Origin of the sequence: Cognatundibacterium griseum (assembly GCF_014284195.1) — a bacterium.
Classification (GTDB): Bacteria; Pseudomonadota; Gammaproteobacteria; order Burkholderiales; family Burkholderiaceae_D; genus Undibacterium; species Undibacterium griseum.
This window is the reverse complement of sequence record NZ_JACOGC010000003.1, coordinates 96,761-117,984: the sequence shown is the minus strand read 5'-3', so window position 1 is coordinate 117,984 and position 21,224 is coordinate 96,761. Positions and strand designations below refer to the sequence as shown.

Genomic DNA, 21,224 nt, shown 5'->3' with positions numbered 1-21,224 from the left:
TTATTGTTAAAGCGCAGTAACACTCACTCCATCACGATGATCGTCACGACGCTGTTTTGGATTTAACTCTGCGGCGCCACCAGAGCCAAATACCGCTGCCTCCAAAGGTAGCGAGCGCAATTCCCAGAATAGCGACCAGATAAGTGTGCAATACACCCCCTAAGTCTCCGATATGCAGCGGGTACATGACAGCGAAGGCACGGATACCGGGATCGAGCTGATCCCAACGCTGAACCGCCAGCACTTTTGCCGTCACTGGATGCAACCAGACCGAGCTCAGACCGATGGGATGTGGGTCATCGGTCAGTTTGACACGAACACGTATTGGCTGATTTGGCGAAGCAGGGAGCTGCACAAGGGTAACCTGTCCGGCAGGTAAAGCAGTATGCGCGTTACTGACTTGCAAATCTAAGGATGCCGGATGCATTGTGGCATGCTGAATCGTTGCTGCAATCGAGAGACGCGGGGCAGTCATCACCGACGCTCCGCTGAGCGCTGTTACCGTGGCAGACAAGGGGCGCCAAGCCATGTAAATGCCACTCACGACACTGATGGCGATCAGGATACCAAACAGTGAACCGCCAACACGATGTAGGTCAAACAGGGCGCGTGTGGTTCCGGCTCGCAGCTTGACGGACCAGGCATGATGCCAACGTATTGGCCACCATAGCACTAAGCCTGATATCAGAAGTAATAAATAAGCGAGTGAGGCAATCGCGAGAATGGTTTTGCCCGCTTCTCCCAACAACAAGGTGCTATGCAGTTCAAACAAAAAATTCACCAGAGTCCAATGGTCGTTGCGCCGCCCCAGTTCGGTTGCCGTGTGTGGATCGTAGAAAATGACTCCGTTCCAGGAGCCGTGCACCGCCGCGCGGATACTGTCGTCGGCTTGTTGTGCCGGGCGCAGGCGCAAACTGGTTTGGGATCCGAATTCGGATCTCAGCCGTTGGCGTACTTGCTCCAGGACGTCTGTGTCAATTGCGCTAGTTCCAGCGCCACTTGGACGGGAGGCGAAACCGGTTTCAGGCATCACTTTAAAAAGATCAGCATGTATCCATTCATCCAGCGGTCTCAGCACCGTCAGCAGGGTTCCGGTGATGGCTACCAAAATCAGAATCGTACCTAGCGTTAAACCTATCCAGCGATGCAACAGTTTCCACCAATACCGCGGTTTTACTGCCTTAAACAACATTCCCATGAAAATTTCCCAGATTTGCTTTCAATGCGCGAAAGCTCACGCCACGGTCGTCACCGAGCAGAAAAGCCCTGACGCCCGCTTCGCACCACGTCGCATGCTGACCATCGGCGCGTGGAATCGCGCAAAAAGGCACACCGTGTTCTGCGCACGTCGCCGCGACACGCCGGATTGCCGCCTGCACGGTAGGGTGCTGTGCCTGGCCCGGAACACCCAGGGACTGTGAAAGGTCAATCGCCCCTTCCAGAACCATATCAATGCCGGGTACGCTGGCGATGGCGTCGATGTTCTCGACCCCGGCAGCGTCCTCGATCATCGCGATCACCATGACCTCTCGATTGGCCAGTGCCATGTAGGCCGGCAGATCGAGCGTGCCGAAGCCGGTGGTGCGCCCGCCGCTGATGCCGCGCTCCCCCAGCGGGTGGTAGCGGGAGGCCCGCACCGCTTGCCGGGCCTGCTCGCCATCCTGCACGCAGGGAACCACGATGCCCTGGGCGCCGGCGTCGAGTACGCGCAGAATGGTCTTGGGTTCGGCGCTTGGCACCCGCACCAGCGGCGTGAGCCCGCAGCCTTCGGCAGCACGAATCATGTCTTCCAGCGTCTGCGGATTGACACTCGCGTGTTCCAGGTCGAGGATGACAAAGTCGTAGCCGGCGTAGCCGATCATTTCAACCAGCAGCGGTGCGGGAATGGAACTGAGCAGGCCGTACACCCGCTGCCCTGCCGCCAGCCGCGCCTTGAGCTTATTCGTTTGCAGCATTGGCGCACTCCATCGGCAGGTAACTGTGTTGCGGATGCGGGTGGCGCAGGAAGTCGTGGTGTGAGATATGCCAGGCATAGGCGCCAGCATACGGGAACACCAGCAGGTCTCCCACCCGCACCCGATATACCTGCGCATCAAACGCCAGCACGTCCTTGGGGGTGCACAGCTGTCCGACCACGTTGACGGTGGCGTCACGCAGTTCGGGCCGGGGCCAGGGATAGTGCCAGCGTTCGACCGGCAGGATGTGGAAGGGGTGGCTGTGACCTTGTGCGTAGGGCGTGCGGAAATGGTGGGTGCCGCCGCGCGCGACCACATAGTCGCCACCGAACGCATGTTTCAAGTCGAGTACCTGCATGGCGTAGTAGCCGCAGGCAGCCGTGATGTAGCGGCCGCACTCGAAGCGCAGGCGCGGCAAATTTTGCCGGCTTTGGCGCAACTGACGCAGCGCAGCACCGAACGCCGCGAGGTCGAATTGCTGCTGCGGTTGGCGGTAGTTGACGCCGATACCGCCGCCGACATTGACATGGTCGATGGCAAGACCATAAGTGTCACACCAGCGTGCGACCTGGTCCAGGTAGGCAGCGATCAGCTCGACGTGGGCGCCGGCATCCAGCTGGTGCGACAGCAGGTGGAAGTGAAAGCCCCGCAAACGCAGGCCCGGTGTGGATTGCAGGCGATCAATGCAGGCCGGCAGCTGGTCGGCCGCGATGCCGAACGGCGTCGGCTTGCCCCCCATCATCAACGTGGTCGCAGCCAGCCCTGGCAATGACAGGTTGACGCGTAGCAGCACGGGTGCGACTTTTCCCGCGGACTCGGACAGCCATGCGAGCCGTTGTAGTTCGTGCTGACTTTCCACATGGATCGCCTCGATGTTGCTGTCCAGCGCCAGCCTGAGCTCGGCGTCGGTCTTGCCGGGGCCGCTGAATATCAGCGCGGTGTCAGGAAAATGCGCGCGCACCCAGGCCAGTTCACCGCCCGAGGACACCTCGAAGCCGGCCACGCGCGGCGCCAGCGCGCGTAGGATGGGCAGATCGGAATTGGCCTTGATCGCGTAAAACAACTCGCATCCTTCGGGTAAGGCAGCGACTACAGTCTCACTATGACGGCGCAGCGCTTCGAGGTCATACACATAGGCACATAAAGGTTCAGTAGCGTTATCCAGCGCCGTTCGCAGGTGACGTTCTACGGCATCCAGTCTCAGTTCCATGGAGCAAGCTCTCCCGCGGCGGCAATCGGGTTACCGATTGGTACATAGGTGGAGGCGCGGTCGGCACGCTGGAAAAAGCGGTTGCTCAGATTGGTCTTGCCCGGAAAGGCTTCGCCTGCCAATACGGCGTTGATGCGTCGCGCGGACACCGGACTGCCCCATTGCACCTGATAGCGGTGCAACTGGTGACGGACCACCGACCACAGCCTTTGCTGCAAGGCCGGCTGTTCAGCGGCGAGCTGACAGATGGCCTCAGCGAAGTTGTTGACGAACAGGCAGTAGGAAATGCGCTTCCAACCCTGTTCATCGTCATACCAGAGCGCTTCCCGCGCCCGCGCGCTGATCTCTTGTAATTTCTGCTCTGGGTAGTGTCCGGGCAGCAATTTCACTCCTTCAAAATCACGCAGGAACAACTGGCTGGGCCAGCCGTCTTGCAATCCGATCACCACGTTCTGCAGGTGCGGCTCGAATACGATTCCATGTGCGAAATAGCAGTGCAGCACCGGGTGCATGAGTTGTTCTACATAGTCTGAGAACCAGCGTTCGGTCACGCTGGCGAGCGGGCTGCCATCGCGCGCGGCGATGTCGCCGAGCAACTGGCGCATGCGCATCTCGCCATATATGTGGTTACCAAACAGCGCACCGGCCAGCAGGGGCGTGGCGCCGGGCCGCAGCAGGGCTTCGACGTTGCGGCGCAGGATCATGCCGAATCCCTCGATCACTTCGCGGTTGCGCACCGGGTCGGCGTCGTGCAGGTCGACCGACATGAATGCCGGTTCTTCTAACACTTCCAGACCTGGAAATTCACGTTGCAGGCCAGGTAGAAGATCACGCATTAGACGACTTACTTGAATCGCGCCCTCCAGTTCGTACCAGGCATTTTTGCGTACACAGTTGGTGAGCCGCACGTTCAGCGAGAATTTGTAAAAATAGGGATTGCCAATCTGGTACAGCGAGCGCACCGACGATGTGGCGAAAAACGGAGCGCCATGCGCGCCGAGATGGCGCAGACGTCCTTCGGACATGGCTTGTCTGACCAGAGGATGCGTTAGCAAGTGATCTGCTTGCCAAGGGTGTACCGGAACTGCGACAAAACCAGGATCGACATGCGGCGCATAGGCGGCGACAATCTCTTCGCAGCGCTGTCCGAGTAACGATTGTTGCACGATGTCTTCAGTGCGTACGGCAAAATAATGTAATGCAAAACGCGCACCCAGCTCAGGCGAGTAACGCGCAAGATCGTCCTCAGAAAAACCTTGTCGGCTCTTCGGCGCGGGGTGAAAAGGATGACCGAATACCAGCGACTGTTCGGAGTCGATATAGGCGTCGATCGGGTCGGCGGGAAAGTGTGCGGCGGGCGGGCACGACAGCGCCAGCGTGGTCATTGCCACGCTGTTGCGAACCTGTTCCATCAGTTCGGAGTTATGTGGCAATTTGTGTTTGAGTGCCATTTCGCGCAGCAGTAATGCTGCCTGCGCTTCCCAGTCGAGCAGAGCCCAGGGTTTGCCGGACGCCTTATGAAAAAATGGCGAGCGATAGCGATAGTTGCCCGTGATTGAGGCTGCTGCGACCACTACGAGCAGTCGTTCGCCAGTGAATGGCAGTTGTACGTGCAGCACCTGTCCGCCTTCGTCGCGCTGTAATGCCATCTTGATCGCTGCTGGCCAGTCATTTTGCCAAAACAGCGGTCCGACGCTTAATTCGCCAGCGGGACCTGCCACTTCACGGCAATAGCAATTCAGTAGTGTCTCCTGACTGCGTCGACCAGCTTCGTATGCTGCCGGAGTCGTCGAATCAAGGAGTTGAGCATTGGATGTGATTTGCATGATTTTCCTTGGGATAAATGGTCAGATACTGGCACGCAGTCGATGGTATGGTGCCAGCATCAAGTAAATGAATACGCAGAACACGAGAGCGGCTCCCATTAAAAATGGTGCGTTCAGACCGAATGCCTGAGCCGTGAACCCGGCTGCCAGGCCAGCTGCAACGGCCCCCCACTTAGAGCTGCTTTCAAACCAACCAAAGGCGCGCCCAGCATTGCCACTGCGGACGATGCCTGCGATCAGTCCGTGTAACGCAATGAAGCCAGTCGTCATTGCCAATCCCATCAGTAAGCGCCAGACGATTAGCACGGCAAGTGATTCGGTCAGAGCCTGACCAACCAAAGACAGCGCTAACACGGCAAATGCGGCAGCCAGTATCGGGTTGCGCCGGTTGTGGGTAAGCCAACTGGTTAATGGTAATGCTGCTAACAGGTAGACGGCATGTGGCAGACCGAACAATAGACCAGACATGCCGACGGACACTCCAGCAAAACGTTGTTGTACGTGCGGTGCAAAGTAAGGAAAGGTCACTACCGTGGCGAACACGAAAACGAATTGCAAAGCGTAGACCTGCAAGGGCGTGGCCTCTGCGACAATCTGTGTTTCGTGCACAGAGACTGTTTTTTGAGGGGGCGCCCCCGCAGGCAGAAAGGCGGCCAGCGCAGCGGCGATCAGTGGTAGCAGTGCCAGTGCGCGATACATTTCAATTGGAGAATGAATATCCATCTGCAGCACTAGTCCCAGCGTTAGTGGTGCTGCCACCAGAGCCGCGCGCGCCGACCATTGCATTGCAGTCAGACTGCGCGCCAGGGTTGAACCGCTGGTGACGGTCGCCAGATAGGCATTGGAGGCTGCAAAAGTACCGCCGAGAATACCTTGCAGTGCCAATGCTACAAAAAATACCCAGGTATTGGTCGCAAAGCCTGCCAGCAGGAAGCTGGCAGCCAGTCCGAGTTGGGCGCGAATCAGCAATTGCTTTTTGCCATAGCGATCCGCCAGCTTGCCCCACCAGGGACTGCTGATCGCGGCGAATGCGGTCGGCACTACGTAGAACCAGCCGGCCAGATAACGTGCCTCGTTGTACAGCGAGCGCTCCAGGATGAGTGAAAAAAACGGCGGCATACCGAGTGCAGCGAAAGCCGCCACGAAATGTCCCGCCATGACCGCCAGCACAATGATGCGCGGCATCGGTGAAGCGGTCATGACGAGACTTTCAGGAAGTTGGGCGCACTTCTGCCGTAAAATTTATTCACGTCTGCGGCTCCGGTTGTGCCTTTGTCGAGTAGTGTCGCCGCCGTCAACAGGTATTTGATGTACAGCCAGTCGTCGTCCAGCAGGGTCTGGCGCGCCAGAGTGACATTTTCACCTTCTGCCGCCAATTCGTTCAGAATGGCGGCCGTACGTTCGCGCAGGCGGACATAGGTTCGTGTCCGGCTGAATCCGGCTACTTGTTCGGCCAGCCCTTCAGTGGGTACCGCCAGATTTAACTGCAAAGTGATGGTGGTAAACATCTGCGCCAGCGGCAGTTCGTGATCGACAATCAGACGTGCGTCTTCCAGCGAGTCAATGTGTGTCGCCAGTGTGGGGAACGTTTCTTCCAACCGGGTACGGTGCAGGCGTGCCGCATCGTTATCCTTGAGCATCAACCGCATTCGTGGTGCTTGCTCAGACAGCACTAAGACCGAATTTTGCTGATTCGATTCCAGGGCGATGCCGTAACGCACCCATAAAGTCAGGTGCAGACGCAAGGTCAGTTCGAGATAGTCGTCGAAGAACGCCACCGTATCGCCGTCATAAAAGCGGGCTGCCAGTTCTTCTGCAACGCAACCACCGAGTGGGGTAGATGCCAGTAGACCAGCTACCGGCACCGGTGTGGAGTGTTGCAAGGCGGCGTCGGGATAATGGCGCACGATGTAGCCGAGAAAAGTCTTGCCATCGACGTGCGCGCCAGTATCTTCAGCGGTCAACAGCAGGCGTCCGCGGATGGCCGGTTCACGTTCGGCGATCGCAGCCAGCAGGTTTTGCACGCGTTGCCCGTCGCGAATCGTGCTGGGTTTAATGGTACGAATATTTTTTGCGCCTAGCGTACGTATGGTCAGTGGCAATTTGAGATGCCATGCCGGGTTGTCGTTCAGTACCAGCGAACGTACCGATAAGGTAGGTGTTACGGACATATAGGTATGAGGAGCGCGAATCACTTTTTCCTGCAGATTTGCACCGGTCAGAAGAGTATTCAATTCACCGTTCCAGACAAAAGGATGCACAGGCACCAGTGCATGATCTTCCGCCAGTGTTTCAGGCAACCCGACGTCGGTGAAACAGGGCCAGCCCGGCGGCAGACGGTTTCCACTGGACTGATGTAATGTGCGCGGTACAGCCAGCCAATTTAACTTAAAACGGCAAGAAAATTCCGGCGCATAGCTGCGCAGATGGTCAATTTCAAAACCCAGTTTGGCGCGTGCTGTCGGATAGAGCGGATGATCGAGGTACGATGCCAGCCGGTCATGATGCAGCATATGTTCATGCCAGTGATGAAGCGTATTTTCAGTTCCAGCTGCAAACCAGTCGCGTTGTGCTATTTGAGCTGCACGACGGTGTCCGACCGCAGTGATGCATTCTTTTTTGAAATCGGTAAACCGTGCACAGGTATCGTCGTCTGCTCCAACGCTGAAGTGTGTCAGAATATCTTCTACCTGAAACAAAGATTGTACTTGACCACCATCCTCAGCCAGTAACGGCAAGCGAGTCAGACGCCAGCTTTGCATAAATTTTTCCGGCGATACCGGAATCCAGATACGTCCGGTTCCAAAGTGGCTAATTTCCAACCAGCGCTGCGCCAAAGGAAATCCAGTTTCTCTGACCGGTAAATCTTCACTGCTTATCAGGCGGGCACGAGTGACGCAGGCACGCACATCCTCGCGTAGTAAGGCATCAATCACACGGGTACAGACATAGACGGCATCTAAGTCTGGCTGTAAATGTTCTTCCGATGTACGGTGGTTCATACCTTGATCTCCCACGAGAGACGTTGTGCGGCATTGTCGATGGCGGCAGCCAGTGTACTGGCGTCAGTTCCAGCACCGCGCAATACGCCCAGATAATCCTTATTCGAGTGGCTCAATGCTATCGTGTCGCCAATTGCGCGCAGTGGCTGGTAGGTTAATCGGACCGTATCGCTGCGCTCACTGAAGGTTTCCGGAGCACGTAGTACGGTTCCAGCCTCTGACGCAACAAAATAGCGGATGTGAGCAGCATGATCGTTTAATTGCAAGGCGGGCAGCGCCTGCCCCAGGTAAAGTCGTAATACGGTTTCAAACAGCGGTATCCCCAGTGTTTCCTGTAACAGGAATTCTCGGTAGTCGCCGATATTACGATAGTTGATCTCAATCAGACGCGGGCCTTGTGCGCTCATCACAAATTCGGTGTGACAGGCACCGAAACCGACCCCAAAAGTACGCACGATGTCAAGCACTCTGGCTGCTTCGCCTTGCGGTAATCCGGGTACCCACACGGCCTCATGTTCAATGAAATGCGGCGGCGATGATAGCCGTACCTGGAAACTGCCTAGCGCCATCAGGTTGATTCCATCTCCCAGAGTTTCCAGTGTGTACAGCGGACCATCAATGTATTCTTCGATCAGCAGTGGACGACCTGGATGATCGGCCCATACGGCAGTGCATTGCATCTGTAATTCAGCGTGATTGCAGGCCAAACTGACTTGTAAGCTGGCAACACCCTCGCGCGGCTTGACTACCACCGGGAAGGGGATTTGAGGAAGTGCTGACAACATGGTCTGGTCACAAACTGTTGCGTGCCACAATGTATCTATTCCCAGTGTTTGCAAGTGTGTACGCATCTCCGCCTTGTTCTTGGCGCGGTAGGTAGTGTGCCAGTCTTTGCGTGGCAGCCCGAAATAGTCTGCTGCCACAGAAGTGCTGGTCTGCAGATGATCGCTGTTTGAAAAAATCGCATTCGGGAGTGCCGTGCGATGCGTTAATGTATCGATTACCGCCAACGGGTTAAACACGTCGCATGACAGAATTTCGTCAGGATAGGCGGGCAGCCCGCTCCTGGAGAAATGCGCGCGGTGCGCATCGGCGCAATCCGTTAGTAGGGTTACTGCCAGTCCCAATGATTTTGCCGCTGGCAGAAATCCTTCATTCACTGAATCGGTTGGCACGTGCGTGAGCACGATCAGATGTTGCATGACAGCTCCTTTTTTACAGATTTGCTTGCAGGCTCAACAGAAGCGCACGACCCGGTTGCGGCATACGTCCTTGGCTGTAATCCACACCACGGAAGTAATAATCCCGGTTAAACAGATTGTTAACCGCAAGGCCTGCTTTCATGCGCTTTCCGTTCCAGCTGAAGGTGTATCCGGCCTGAGCATTCCACAGCCAGTAAGAGGCAATTCTGCCTACCGATCCACTCGCGCTTTCGACGACCGTATTGGCACCGTCACTGAACATGGTGCTTTGGTAGTGCCCGTTTAAATTCCAGACCCAGTCGTTGTTTCGGTAAGTGCCGTCCAGGGCAAGCTGATGGTGCGGAGCATAAGGCAATTGATTACCCTTAAAGGCACCAGACTGTTGTTCGGTATCAACAAACGTGTACGCAGTTTTCAGCTCGAGTCCGCGTAATGCCTGTGGTCGCCATTTCAGCTCCATTTCAGTACCCTGATGACGTGCTTGACCGAGGTTGCGGAAGCCGACGTTGGCGTTGACGAACTCAAGTTTGTTGTCGAACTGAAAGCGAAATGCTGTCAATGCCAAATCCAGTTCGGGTGTCGCTGCCCAGCGTGCGCCAGCTTCATAATTTTTCGCATGTTCTGCCGCCAGATCACCACCGTAGGTGATTTGAGTAAATTGAACCGGGCGCAACGATTTGTGCGTATTGGCAAATAAAAATACGTCATTACTAACTTGGTAACCTACATCGATGCCAGGCAACCAATCCGTGGTGGGATTGCGGGTCTGGGCACTGGTGACGTTATTGCGGTAAACAAGTTTGACCTCCTCGCGCCGCACACCAGGGGTCACTTTGAGTTTTCCGTCAAGCAAGGAAAATGTATCGCTGACATAGGTCGCATATGCATCGTTTTCGAAACGCCAGTCTCGGGTGACGCTGTAAGCACCGCTGGCCAGATTGCGGCTGTCAACCTTGTAATCCACTTCTTCGCGTATATAACGCATGCCGAGCATGATTTTTTGTTTAATCAGCTTGTCAACATCAAAACTGACTCTCGGTTCAGTGCCGTAGACTAAGTATTCCCGTGGTGATGATTGCCGCAGCGTGGATGTTGTGTCGGCATTACTGGCGTTGCCAAATACAAAGGTGCGGGTGCTGCGGTGACCGAAATTGCTCCAGTTGAATTCGGTGCCGCCATTGAATTGATGTGTGAAGGTCAGGTGGGCACGCGTGGTATCGCCATCAAAGCGGTCATTCGGACGAGTTGACAGCGTACGATCCCGATCATAGGTGGATGGCGTCAGCGCTCCCGGCAGTTCGTTGCTTGTGGTGTATCGTTGCACGCCCGCTTTCAGTTCCGTTGCATTACTGAGCAACCAGTCGGCATCGAGCATCAGGTTGCGAGTCGAGGTATTGGAGTGCGCGCGTTCTCCCTGTCCATCAATGGCATTCGCCTGCACTTGTAACCCGAGATGGTCATTCACGAAGCCACCGGCACGTACATAGCTGTCGCTTTGCACCCGGCCATTCTTGGCAACCGAGAGTGATTCGCTGAGTGTGGTGGAAACTTTTTCAGGGATACGCTTAGTCACAAAATTGATCACCCCGCCGACATTATTGGGGCCATAGTGTACGGCTACGCCACCGCGCGCAACGTCTACCGATTCGACTGCCTGGAGTGTCAGAGGAAATAATGAGGCACCGGTTTGACTATAAGGGGCGAGCGTCATTGGAATGCCATCTTGCAAAAGCAGAACTTGCTCGCTGCGCAGTGGATTGAGCCCTCGCACACCGATATTAGGAAGAATGCCGGAGCCTGTCTCGTCCAGAACAGTTATTCCCGGTACTTGCCGGAGTGTTTCATCCAGAGTGCGGGCGCCGATATTTGCCAGGTCATCTTCGCTGATGACGGTGCGGGCACCAGGGTGTTTTTTTGCAGAACGGGGACTGGAATTTTCTAACCAGTCACTCGTAACGATCACTGTTGGCAACGTTGTTGAAGACGCGGTTTCCGGTACAGTTTCGGCATTTTCTGCCGCTGCAGTTGCCCCAATAGAACCAAGCATTAATTGGATAGCGATCAGAATCGGACGGCGGACAAAATTTCGCATTTTTCTTTTTCCATATAAAAAATGTTGTAAAAGATTTCCGATGCCACCAGATCTGCTGAATGTTGGAGCAAAGGAATGAGATTTATTTCAAATGATAATGATTTGCGTTTGCATTACTGTAGCATGAAATTTCGCGAGAATGCAAAATAGACCGTGCGCCAGATTTAATGATTGGCGAATGCGGGTGAGTCTCGCTAATGAATTAATTTTTATTAAAATCAATCAAAATCAATAAAAATTAATCAAAATTAATTAAGATATTTAAAATAAAACAGTTTTAAATATCTTTATTGGAGTGAGATTGAACTGTCTTTGCTTTTTGGTCGATGAAAACTACTCAGGTTTTGTCGTTTAGCTTTGCCGTACTACATACAGGTGTGCTGCCTGCTATGTATGCAGAGTATTTTCCTTGTGACATCATTTGCAGATGTTGCAGTTAACATATCTTGATGGGCGCTATGGCGTTACCATTAAACAATAAATTCAAAAATGACTTTGGGGAAACCAATTCACGCGTGAGATTTATCACTAAAAGTGCATAAAATACGGCATATAGCTGCTGAACAGAATATTGTCTCCTGTTGTTGTATTGGTGCGAAGCTTTCTGCTGATGCTGAGTGAAAGGTTGCGAGAGCTATAGCATCAGCCTTTTCGTTATAATTTCCTTTTTTCTGCTTTTCCTGCAGTGCTATGAGTTTGCTGACCCGCCAAATTGAATTACTCTCTCCCGCCAAGAATATCGCCATCGGTAAGGAGGCGATCCTGCATGGCGCAGATGCCGTCTACATTGGCGGCCCTTCGTTTGGCGCACGGCATAACGCGAGCAATGAAATCAGCGAGATTGCGGAGCTGGTGCAGTTTGCGCATCGCTATCACGCCAGGATTTTTGTGACGATGAACACGATACTGCATGAATCCGAACTGGAGCCGGCGCGTCGCCAGATTGCTCAGCTGTACGAGGCCGGTGTGGATGCGCTGATTGTGCAGGACATGGGAATTCTGGAGCTGGATATTCCGCCGATTCAGCTGCATGCCAGCACGCAATGCGATATCCGCACCATCGAAAAAGCACGTTTTCTGGATGGCGTCGGATTTTCCCAGCTGGTGCTGGCGCGTGAGCTGACCATCGAGCAGATTCGCGCGATCAAGGCAGAAACCCGTACCCCGCTGGAATATTTTGTACACGGTGCTCTGTGCGTGGCCTTCTCCGGTCAGTGCTACATTTCTCATGCCGACAATGGACGCAGTGCCAATCGCGGTGATTGTTCGCAGGCTTGCCGCCTGCCTTATACGCTGACTGACGGTGAAGGCCGGGTGGTCGCTTACGAAAAACATTTGCTGTCAATGAAAGATAATGACCAGAGCCGTAATCTGGAGGCTTTGCTGGATGCCGGTGTGCAGTCGTTGAAAATTGAGGGACGCTATAAAGACATGGGCTATGTCAAAAATATCACGGCCCATTACCGCTTGTTGCTGGACGAGATTCTGGAAAAACGCCCTGAATTCACCCGGGCTTCCAGCGGGCAAAGTCAGATTGCCTTCACACCGGACGTGGATAAAAATTTTCATCGTGGTCATACCGATTATTTTGCCAATGGGCGGCTTGATAATATCGGTGCATTTGATTCGCCGAAGTATGTAGGACTGCATCTCGGCTACATCAGCCGGATCGGCACCAACTGGCTGGAGCTGGAAACCACGGAAGCAATGGCAAACGGCGATGGCCTGAATTACATGCACAAGCGGGAAGTCATCGGGATTCAGGCGAACACGGCTGAGCGTACCGGCAGCAACGAGCATGGCGAAATCTGGCGCATCGTGCCAAATGAAAAAATCACGGATTTGCCCGGCCTGAAACCCGGTATGCCGGTTAATCGTAACCGTGATCAGCGTTGGGAGCAGGCGCTGACCAAAAAATCAGCCGAGCGCAGAATCCCGCTCTGGATGACGCTGACGGATACCGAACAGGGGCTGCGCTTGTCGCTGATGGATGAAGACGGTGTGCAGTCTCAGGTCAGCGCAGACCTTCCGCTGGAGGCGGCGCAACAGGCTGAGAAAGCCGAAGCCGCTTTGCATGACAGCCTGGCAAAACTGGGCGGTACCATGTTCCAGTCAGCGCAGATTGAATTACGTCTCAGCCAGCCGTGGTTTGTTCCGGCATCGGTGATCAATGCACTGCGCCGGGATGCTGTAACAGCGCACGAGGCGGCTCGCATTGCTGCATGGCAGCGTCCGGCCCGCACGCCAGCCGTCGAGCCGCCGGTTCCTTATCCGGAAACCACGCTGAGTTATCTGGCAAATGTGTACAACAGCAAGGCGCGGGCGTTTTATCACAAACATGGTGTGCAACTGATCGCGGCGGCTTACGAGGCGCATGAGGAAGCCGGTGAAGTGCCCCTGATGATTACCAAGCATTGCCTGCGTTTTTCATTCAACCTGTGCCCGAAACAGGCAAAAGGAGTGAAAGGTGTGCAGGGGCAGGTCAGGGCTGAGCCGATGACGCTGGTCAGTGGCAGCGAGACCTATACGCTGAAATTTGATTGCAAACCGTGTGAGATGCACATTATCGGTGCGATGAAAAAGCATATCCTGCAATCACCGCCGCCATCTTCCGTGCCGTACAGCCCGCTGGTATTTCACAAAACCAGGCCGGCAGTGCAGTAAGTCGCCGACCCGGCTACCGGCAGCAGACGCCGGGCTGCCGGTGTGGGCGAAAATTATTTTTTCCAGGGCAGCATGCGCAGCAGTGTGCCGTCCTTTTGTATGAACTGGTGATACAGCGCTCCCAGAATGTGGATGCCGACTACCACATAGACGGCATTGCCCATCAATTCATGAAATTCTCTGATGTTTTGTTTCAGGTCTGGATTGGGGGCAATCAAGACTGGCAGAACCATTCCGAAGAAACTGACTTCCCGCCCCCCGGCCTGATAAAACAGCACTCCGGTTACAGGAATGGCCAGCATCAGCAGATACAGCACGCCGTGCACCAGATGAGCGCTGCCCGTCTGCCAGCGTGGCGCAGGCAAGGCCGGCGGAGCCGGATAACGGATTCTGGCAGCAATCCTCACCAACAAACATAAAAACACCAGCTGTCCTGCCAGCATATGCCAGTTTCTCAGCGTGTCGCGCAGCGGATCACCTTTCGGGATATCGCCGCGAATTTCAATGGCGGCCAGTGCGGCGGCAATGAGTACAAACATCACCCAGTGCATGATGGCGGAAACCGGATGAAAACGTTGGTTTGTCATGATTGCAGTCTCTTATTCCGTTCGATGATCGTCGTCAGAAAGAAAATTTTCCATGAGGACAGATTAACCGATGTGCCACAGAAAAACGAGTATCTGATGGCTGCCGAAAGATGAAAATTTTAATATTCCCGCAAGATGAATCCGCTGATAAAGGCAAAATATTCCCTTAGCCGGGCATTGTAACGGACGAGCAGCGGTGTTTCTGCACCAGCCAGCCGGGTATTCGGGAAGCCTGCCCGATGGGCAATGTAGCTGGCACGTAATACATGAAAATCACTGCTGACAATGAGTACGGCAGATTCAGGGGAAATTCCGTGCTGAGATAAAACCGGCAGGCTGAACTTAAAATTTTCATAGGTGCTGGTGCTGCGGTCTTCCGTCAGAATGCGTGATGGCGCCACACCTTTCGCACGCAGATAGTCGCTCATGATCTGTGCTTCCGTGCAGGCATGATGACGCAACTTACCGCCGCTGACCACGATTGCAGCTGCCGGAAAGATATGCGCTGCCTGCAATCCTTTGTTGAGCCTTTCCGTTAAGACCGGGGATGGCGTGCAGTCCTTGGGGCCTGCACCGAGAATGATGATTGCCGCAGGCGCTGGTTTTGATGCGGCCGCCAGGGTTTCTTCACGGTATGGTATGGCACAGAAAAATATCACCAGACTCAGTAACCAGAGCATGAACAGCGTCCAGCCCCAGAACCATAGCCGGGCATGGATGCCGCTGCGCCGGCGCCATTGTTGCAAGGCAGGCCAGCGCCAGCCGCAATAGCCGAACGCAATTCCCAGCATCGCCGGAAACAGAATGCCGAAACCGACAGGTTCCGACAGGCTCACCAGGATGGCATCACCCACCAGCAGAAAGCCGCTCATTAGCAGGATGACGGGCAGAATGTTCTGGCGCGGATGTTGACTGCGGTCTGCGGGAAGCATGAGGCCTCTTGTCTGATTGAAAATGATCATTATTGTAAATGAGGTTTCTGTCTGAAAACGGCTTGCGGAGACTGATGTGTTGCTGATGCCGCCTGCATCATCGTGCAAAGGGTTTCAGAACTAGCGAGATTTCATTTGAGGGATGTCAAGGCCGCAGACGCACTGAGCGGCGACAATGTGCTGGCATCGGGAAGGGCATTACCATGCAGTTCTGACGGATATTTGCCGTTGAGCGATGTCAGCGCAGTCTCATCGGCGCCGTGCCACCCATGCCATCTCAGGCCGATTTATGAATGTAACCTTCCGACAATTACGCTTATTCCTTGAGTTGGCAAATCAGCGCAGTATCAGCGGTGTTGCGCGCCATTTTCAGGTGACGCAACCGACGGTATCGATGCAAATGCGCGAACTCAGCGACGAAGTGGGTTTGCCGTTGTATGAGGTGATCGGGAAGCGTTTATACCTGACTTCTGCCGGACAGGAGTTGGCCAGGGCAGCGCAGGTGATGGAAGATGAATGGCAGGCTTATGAGCAGTGTATCGCCGGAATGAAAGGGCTGACCTGCGGGCAGCTCAGTATCGCCGTTGTCAGTACCGCCAAATATTTCATGCCTCGTCTGCTGGGTGCTTTCAGTAAGATGTATCCTGAAGTGGATATCGCACTGGAGGTACAGAATCGCGAAGGAATTTTGCGGCGCTTGCGAGAAAATCGCGATGATTTCTGCATTATGTCGATACCGCCGGACGACATTGATATCGTGCGGCATACGCTGATGCCCAACCCGCTGGTCATGGTCGCATCGCAGACCCATGCTTTTGCAGGGCAACAGGGGCTGCGGCTGGAACAATTCTGCGGGGAAAGGTTTATCCTGCGCGAAGCAGGTTCTTGCACACGGCTTGCCTGTGACCGGCATTTTGCCAGCCATGATTTTTTACCTCAGACCCGGATGGAGCTGGGTAGTAACGAAGCTATCAAACAAACAGTGGCCGGCGATATGGGACTGAGCGTGTTGTCCCGCCACGCGCTGAATACAAACCTGCAAGACCATGCACTGGCGATACTGGATGTACAGGATTTTCCATTGCAGGAAAACTGGTTTGCGGTGCATTTGCAGGGAAAACGGCTGTCGCCTGTCGCCAGGGGATTTCTGGATTATCTGCAGCAAAATGCCGGCCAAGCTGTGGCTGCAGCATAAAACTTCTTCGATCGGTCAGACTGACATATCACCTTGCCGATACTGAATAACGTTCCCGATAATGATGACCGCTCCGGAACTTTTCCTGACAGTTTATTCGTGGGGCGTTCATCGTTGCTATTGTGTATTTATGCAAGACGACGCAGCGTCAATGTCATGTCAAGGCAAGGTTGCGGAGAGCAAATAGAATGCGGGTTGTCCGTCTTTCCTCATATAAGTTTTAACTTCCGTATTCAGGGCGCCGAGTGAAGTTAATTGCGCCTGGTATTTTTCAGTATCTTTCTGATCCCAATAAGGGACATTGACGCGTTTAAAGTTTGTCTTGTCGGGATTTTTTGTGAATTCATTAACATCAACTGCATACGCAATCTGATTCCCGGTGAGGAATGCAAAAGGCATCATAAATCCCCATTCCGGGAAGATATAAAATTCATTCCTGTGTTGTGTCAGCGCTTCGCTTGCCATCTCATTTATCGCAACAGGCATTTTTCCGGTTCCACCGGTTTCTTCCAGCTTCGCAAAAAAATGATTTTGCTGATAGAGGTTTCCGCTGATAACGCATATACCTAGCAGCAGAATCACGACGTTCGCAAGTTTCGACCATCTCCCTGCAGAACGGGGAGCTTCAAATTTGAAACAAAGCTGGGCGATAAGCTGCGCGCTAAGTAGATATAGCAAAGGCGTGATGACGGAAAAGTGGTGAGCCCACAAGCGCTGCCCGAGCAGCCCTGCAACTAACAGATAACTGCAGGGTAATAATTCCAGAGGAAAGAAGCTTTCTTGCCTTAACTTGCTGCCCCGGAAATAACGGAACAAGGACAGGAAAAGCAGCGCCGAAACCGAAATGAGCAATGCGCTGAATTTGGCATTCACCAATGGATTCATAGTGACGGTCTGTCCCAGAATCATCAGCTCATTTCCGCCATTCGTCACCGCGAGGTGCGCCATATCAAAGCTGTACAAATACGCAAGCGGTAATGAAAGCGTGGATGATAGCGGGTTCAGACTTTTTGTCGTGCCGATCAGGAAATTGATAAATCCCTGAATGCTGCCCAATGCGATGCCCATCGACAGATAGCCAAGAACATATGGCAGCAGACCTGTCGCGACACCGGCACACCAGATGAGGCTATTGCGGTATTTTCGCTGTTGAGTGGAAATACGGACCGTATAAAAAAGAAACACGGGAAAAAAGAAAGCGAAAACGAAATACCCGTATATCGATAAGCCGTAAAAAATACCTGAGCTGAATAATTGTTTGACTGAATATTGATCCTCGTGTGTTTTCGATAATGGGAATACGGCCAGCAAGAGCCACATCATGCCGCCGAGAATAATATAGTTTTGCGTGCGGAAAGAAGCGATCAGTGCGATATCGGTTGCCAGGCAAAGCGCCGCAATAAAACTGAGCAGCAGGTTCTGAGTCATCCGGTGTGCAATCAGATATACCAACCCAACAATCATTGCGCCGAATAAAGACTGGGCAATTCTGAGGGTAATAATATTGGTTCCAAATAAATAAAACAGTGGCAGACCCGCGTAGATATTTTGTACTCCGTGATACAGACTGCCAAGAATCGGGAAACAGGTTGTTGGTAAAGTCCAGGCTGGATTTTTCATTTCCGGGTGCAACAGACTTGCGGCAATGTAGTCAGGATTGACGCCATCCATATAAAGTCCGGGTAATGTTATATCGCGGAAAACTCCGTACCAGAATACTGATACCGTAATTAAAAAGAGCGTTGAAAACAGGATGCGGTAACCGGAAGGTGTGCTGAATTTCATAGGTATATCAAGGTGGTCCGGAGCGGCCGTCCGCCGGAGAAATCTGACTTAAGGGATCGGCAATCAAAGTTAATCCGACAAGCTGAGATTGAAGCAGCGTACTAACGGTGGAAACGGAATAAAAGATATTTTGAGGTCAATAAATTGATGGTCATGCCCGCAATGCTGCCTGCAGCAACCGCCAGCACCGGATATTCAGCGATCTGACGATAGGTGTGGACCAGGAATGCATACGTACCATAATTAAATCCCCCACCAATTACCATCAGCAACAAATAAACAAGAAACTCTTTTCTGACAGTCAACCCTGACTTGCTGCCCTGAAAAGTCATTGTGCGGTTAATCAGCCAGGTTGAAAAAACTGCGCATAAAAAAGAAACCAGCCGTGCTTCGTACAGGCCGATGGCATTTTTCAACAGATACAGCACCCCGGTATCAACACAAAAACCCAGACTTCCCGCCACAAGGAACCACAACAGCTGATACGGGGATTTCACTCATTGTCTCCTGAAGGAGAGGCGAGCGGAAACCCGAGATACGCAAGACGCTTAATTTCATGCCTTCCGCGGGTGACATTGTCGAGTATCAGGCCGCAAAAAAATGACAGCAAGGCGCAGACCATGATCGACGCGCATAAGACGGCGGTGGGGAGACGTGGCACCAGACCGATTTCCAGGTATTCGACAAACAGGGGAATGGCTACCAGTATCGACAGCATTGCCATGACTGCTGCGCAAATGCCAAAAAATGCCAATGGACGCTCGCACATATATAGCCGGAGAATCGTTTTCAGAATACGCCAGCCATCCCGGTATGTGGCCAGTTTGCTTTCGGAGCCTTCGGGCCGGACACCATATGAGGTGATCACTTCACCGTACGGCATGCGAAGCTCAAGGGCATGTATCGTCAGTTCAGTCTCAATCTCAAATCCTTTTGATAAAGCCGGAAATGATTTTGCATAACGTCGGCTGAATACCCGATAGCCGGACAGCATGTCGCTGAATTCACCGCCAAAAATCTGAACCACGCTTTGCGTCAGCATTTTATTACCCCATTGATGACCCCGCCGATAAGCGTCACTGGCGGATTCCTCCGGGGTTTTACGACAACCGACTACCATGTCAAGACGTTCATCAATCAGCTTATCGACCATGGTGGTCAATGCGCTCGCATCATAGGTCGCATCGCCGTCAACCATGACAAAAACGTCGGCATCGACATCAGAAAACATGCGGCGTACCACATTACCTTTTCCGCGCAGGGAAACATGAATCACCCGCGCGTTTTCCGAGCGGGCTACCTGCGAAGTTCGATCATTGGAGTTGTTATCAAAGACAAAAATTTCGATTGCCGGCATTGCATGCCGGAAATCCCGTATTACTTTTGCAATTGCAATTTCTTCGTTATAGCAGGGAACAATCAGTGCAACTTTTAAACCGCGATACAGCATATAGGGTCTGCTCCCGACAGAAAATAGATGAATTGCCATCATAGCATAATGGAAATATTTTCGACTTTCCCAAAAATAAATATGTCAAAAAATACTGTCAGAAATGGAGTAGCGGGGAGATTTGAATTTGATGGGGCTGAACATACGAGAAACGTTGAATGCATATTGCATCAGTGCTGGCGGAACCATAAAAATCCAGATAAATTGTGTCAGTCACGTGCATGCATATGTATCGGAAGGTCCAAATGACTCCCAACACTATACAAAAACTTGTTGCCGGCAGCTTTTTTCTCGCATTCCTGCATTCATCTCTGGCTGCCACGCCTGTCACGCCCTATCAGGACAGACTGTCTTCGGAAATGGCGCCCGCAACGACAGGAGCATTATCCTTTGAGCGGACAGAATATGCCTACGGACGGGAGTCTTTACAGAAGCTTGATTTCTGGCATACCAAGAATACGAAACCAGCGCCGCTGATTCTCTTTGTTCATGGAGGAGGCTGGATGCACGGTGACAAAAGAAATGCCACCGGGCTTGAAAAGGTAGAACACTTTACAAATGATGGCTATGCCTTTGCGTCGATCAATTATCGGCTGGTGCCCGATGCAACCGTGGAACAGCAGGCGGCGGATGTTGCCGCGGCATTCTCCTGGATCAGGAGTAATGCTGCCACCCTGGGAGTTGATGCATCCCGTATCGTTTTAATGGGACATAGTGCCGGAGCACATTTGGTGGCATTGGTTGGTACTGACCCTCAGTATCTGAACCGGGCAGGCCTTTCTTTAGAAGATATTCAAGGCATTATTGCACTGGACGGCGCGTGTTATGACGTTCCGCGCCAGATTCGGGAAGGCGGCCGCTTTATGCAGGATACGTATGTGCAAACATTCGGAACCGACCCGGTACGCCAGCGTGCTTTATCACCGACATGGCAGGCTGCAGCTCCAAATGCGCCGAGACTTCTGATTGCCCATATCAACCGGGCAGATGGAAAAAATCAGTCTGAGGCACTGGCCAGGGCATTGGTACAGGCCGGTACAACAGTCGAAGTGCATGGTTTTGACGATACAGGTTTACGCGGGCACATGGCGATTAACCGTTCACTTGGCAATGCAGATTATCCGGTTACTGCCGTAGTCGATGCCTGGCTACGCAAGTTACCTCGTTCAAACTGACAGATTGCATCCGGCTTGCGAACACTCTGCCGAATATGAAGCCGAGTGATACATGTCTCATCAGGACAAAACTGATTGGTTTTAGCTGAGGGAGTGCAGGGAATAACGTTAATCCGGGTGTCGGAAATACCTCAAATCGTTACAACCGT

The 21,224-nt window shown here is 53.2% G+C and carries 16 protein-coding genes; 3 read left to right on the top strand and 13 right to left on the bottom strand.

Features of this window, described 5'->3' with window-relative positions; genetic code table 11:
* Positions 1-43: 43 nt before the first annotated feature.
* From H8K27_RS08815 to H8K27_RS08780, 8 genes are read right to left on the bottom strand one after another with little or no spacing between them, the layout of a single operon-like run.
* Complete coding sequence (locus H8K27_RS08815; protein WP_230419101.1) at positions 44-1,198, bottom strand: PepSY-associated TM helix domain-containing protein; 1,155 nt, start codon at positions 1,196-1,198, stop codon at positions 44-46.
* Positions 1,182-1,955, bottom strand: a complete 774-nt coding sequence (locus tag H8K27_RS08810; RefSeq protein WP_186862820.1) for an HpcH/HpaI aldolase family protein — start codon at positions 1,953-1,955, stop codon at positions 1,182-1,184. Before H8K27_RS08810 ends, H8K27_RS08815 begins: the two co-directional genes overlap by 17 nt.
* On the bottom strand, positions 1,939-3,165 hold the full coding sequence (locus tag H8K27_RS08805) for a type III PLP-dependent enzyme (RefSeq protein ID WP_186862819.1): 1,227 nt from the start codon (positions 3,163-3,165) through the stop codon (positions 1,939-1,941). The genes H8K27_RS08810 and H8K27_RS08805 overlap by 17 nt, the downstream gene beginning before the upstream one ends.
* On the bottom strand, positions 3,156-4,991 hold the full coding sequence (locus H8K27_RS08800; protein WP_186862818.1) for an IucA/IucC family protein: 1,836 nt from the start codon (positions 4,989-4,991) through the stop codon (positions 3,156-3,158). Before H8K27_RS08800 ends, H8K27_RS08805 begins: the two co-directional genes overlap by 10 nt.
* A gap of 21 nt (positions 4,992-5,012) precedes the next feature.
* Positions 5,013-6,191, bottom strand: coding sequence for an MFS transporter (locus tag H8K27_RS08795; RefSeq protein ID WP_230419100.1), 1,179 nt, complete (start codon positions 6,189-6,191; stop codon positions 5,013-5,015).
* Positions 6,188-7,993, bottom strand: a complete 1,806-nt coding sequence (locus H8K27_RS08790; protein ID WP_186862817.1) for an IucA/IucC family protein — start codon at positions 7,991-7,993, stop codon at positions 6,188-6,190. Before H8K27_RS08790 ends, H8K27_RS08795 begins: the two co-directional genes overlap by 4 nt.
* Positions 7,990-9,195, bottom strand: a complete 1,206-nt coding sequence (locus H8K27_RS08785; RefSeq protein ID WP_186862816.1) for an ATP-grasp domain-containing protein — start codon at positions 9,193-9,195, stop codon at positions 7,990-7,992. The genes H8K27_RS08790 and H8K27_RS08785 overlap by 4 nt, the downstream gene beginning before the upstream one ends.
* A gap of 13 nt (positions 9,196-9,208) precedes the next feature.
* Entirely contained in the window at positions 9,209-11,287 is a 2,079-nt protein-coding gene (locus H8K27_RS08780; RefSeq protein WP_186862815.1) for a TonB-dependent receptor family protein, read from the bottom strand.
* A 690-nt stretch (positions 11,288-11,977) separates the two neighbouring features.
* Between H8K27_RS08780 and H8K27_RS08775 the strand changes: the two genes are divergently transcribed.
* Entirely contained in the window at positions 11,978-13,951 is a 1,974-nt protein-coding gene (locus H8K27_RS08775) for a peptidase U32 family protein (protein ID WP_186862814.1), read from the top strand.
* Between the two features lie 53 nt (positions 13,952-14,004).
* Here the strand turns inward: H8K27_RS08775 and H8K27_RS08770 are convergent, their stop codons facing one another.
* Both H8K27_RS08770 and H8K27_RS08765 read right to left on the bottom strand, forming a co-directional pair.
* On the bottom strand, positions 14,005-14,538 hold the full coding sequence (locus tag H8K27_RS08770) for a cytochrome b (protein ID WP_186862813.1): 534 nt from the start codon (positions 14,536-14,538) through the stop codon (positions 14,005-14,007).
* Positions 14,539-14,657: 119 nt separating this feature from the next.
* Positions 14,658-15,470 (bottom strand): YdcF family protein, encoded by an 813-nt coding sequence (locus tag H8K27_RS08765; protein WP_186862812.1) that lies wholly within the window; start codon positions 15,468-15,470, stop codon positions 14,658-14,660.
* 289 nt (positions 15,471-15,759) lie between these two features.
* Here H8K27_RS08765 and H8K27_RS08760 point away from each other — a divergent pair, with 289 nt between their 5' ends.
* Positions 15,760-16,665, top strand: a complete 906-nt coding sequence (locus H8K27_RS08760; RefSeq protein WP_186862811.1) for a LysR family transcriptional regulator — start codon at positions 15,760-15,762, stop codon at positions 16,663-16,665.
* 159 nt (positions 16,666-16,824) lie between these two features.
* On the opposite strand, the gene H8K27_RS08755 is transcribed toward H8K27_RS08760, so the two are convergent.
* The 3 genes from H8K27_RS08755 to H8K27_RS08745 form a co-directional block, all read right to left on the bottom strand.
* Positions 16,825-18,450, bottom strand: a complete 1,626-nt coding sequence (locus H8K27_RS08755) for a phospholipid carrier-dependent glycosyltransferase (protein ID WP_186862810.1) — start codon at positions 18,448-18,450, stop codon at positions 16,825-16,827.
* A gap of 101 nt (positions 18,451-18,551) precedes the next feature.
* The gene (locus H8K27_RS08750; protein WP_329604384.1) at positions 18,552-18,914 is read right to left on the bottom strand and encodes a GtrA family protein; all 363 of its coding nucleotides are present in this window, start codon (positions 18,912-18,914) and stop codon (positions 18,552-18,554) included.
* Positions 18,915-18,943: 29 nt separating this feature from the next.
* Positions 18,944-19,900: a glycosyltransferase family 2 protein gene (locus H8K27_RS08745; RefSeq protein WP_186862808.1), complete on the bottom strand. Its 957-nt coding sequence runs from the start codon at positions 19,898-19,900 to the stop codon at positions 18,944-18,946.
* A gap of 245 nt (positions 19,901-20,145) precedes the next feature.
* On the opposite strand from H8K27_RS08745, the gene H8K27_RS08740 reads away from it, so the two are divergent.
* Positions 20,146-21,075 (top strand): alpha/beta hydrolase, encoded by a 930-nt coding sequence (locus tag H8K27_RS08740; protein ID WP_186862807.1) that lies wholly within the window; start codon positions 20,146-20,148, stop codon positions 21,073-21,075.
* Positions 21,076-21,224: the final 149 nt, after the last annotated feature.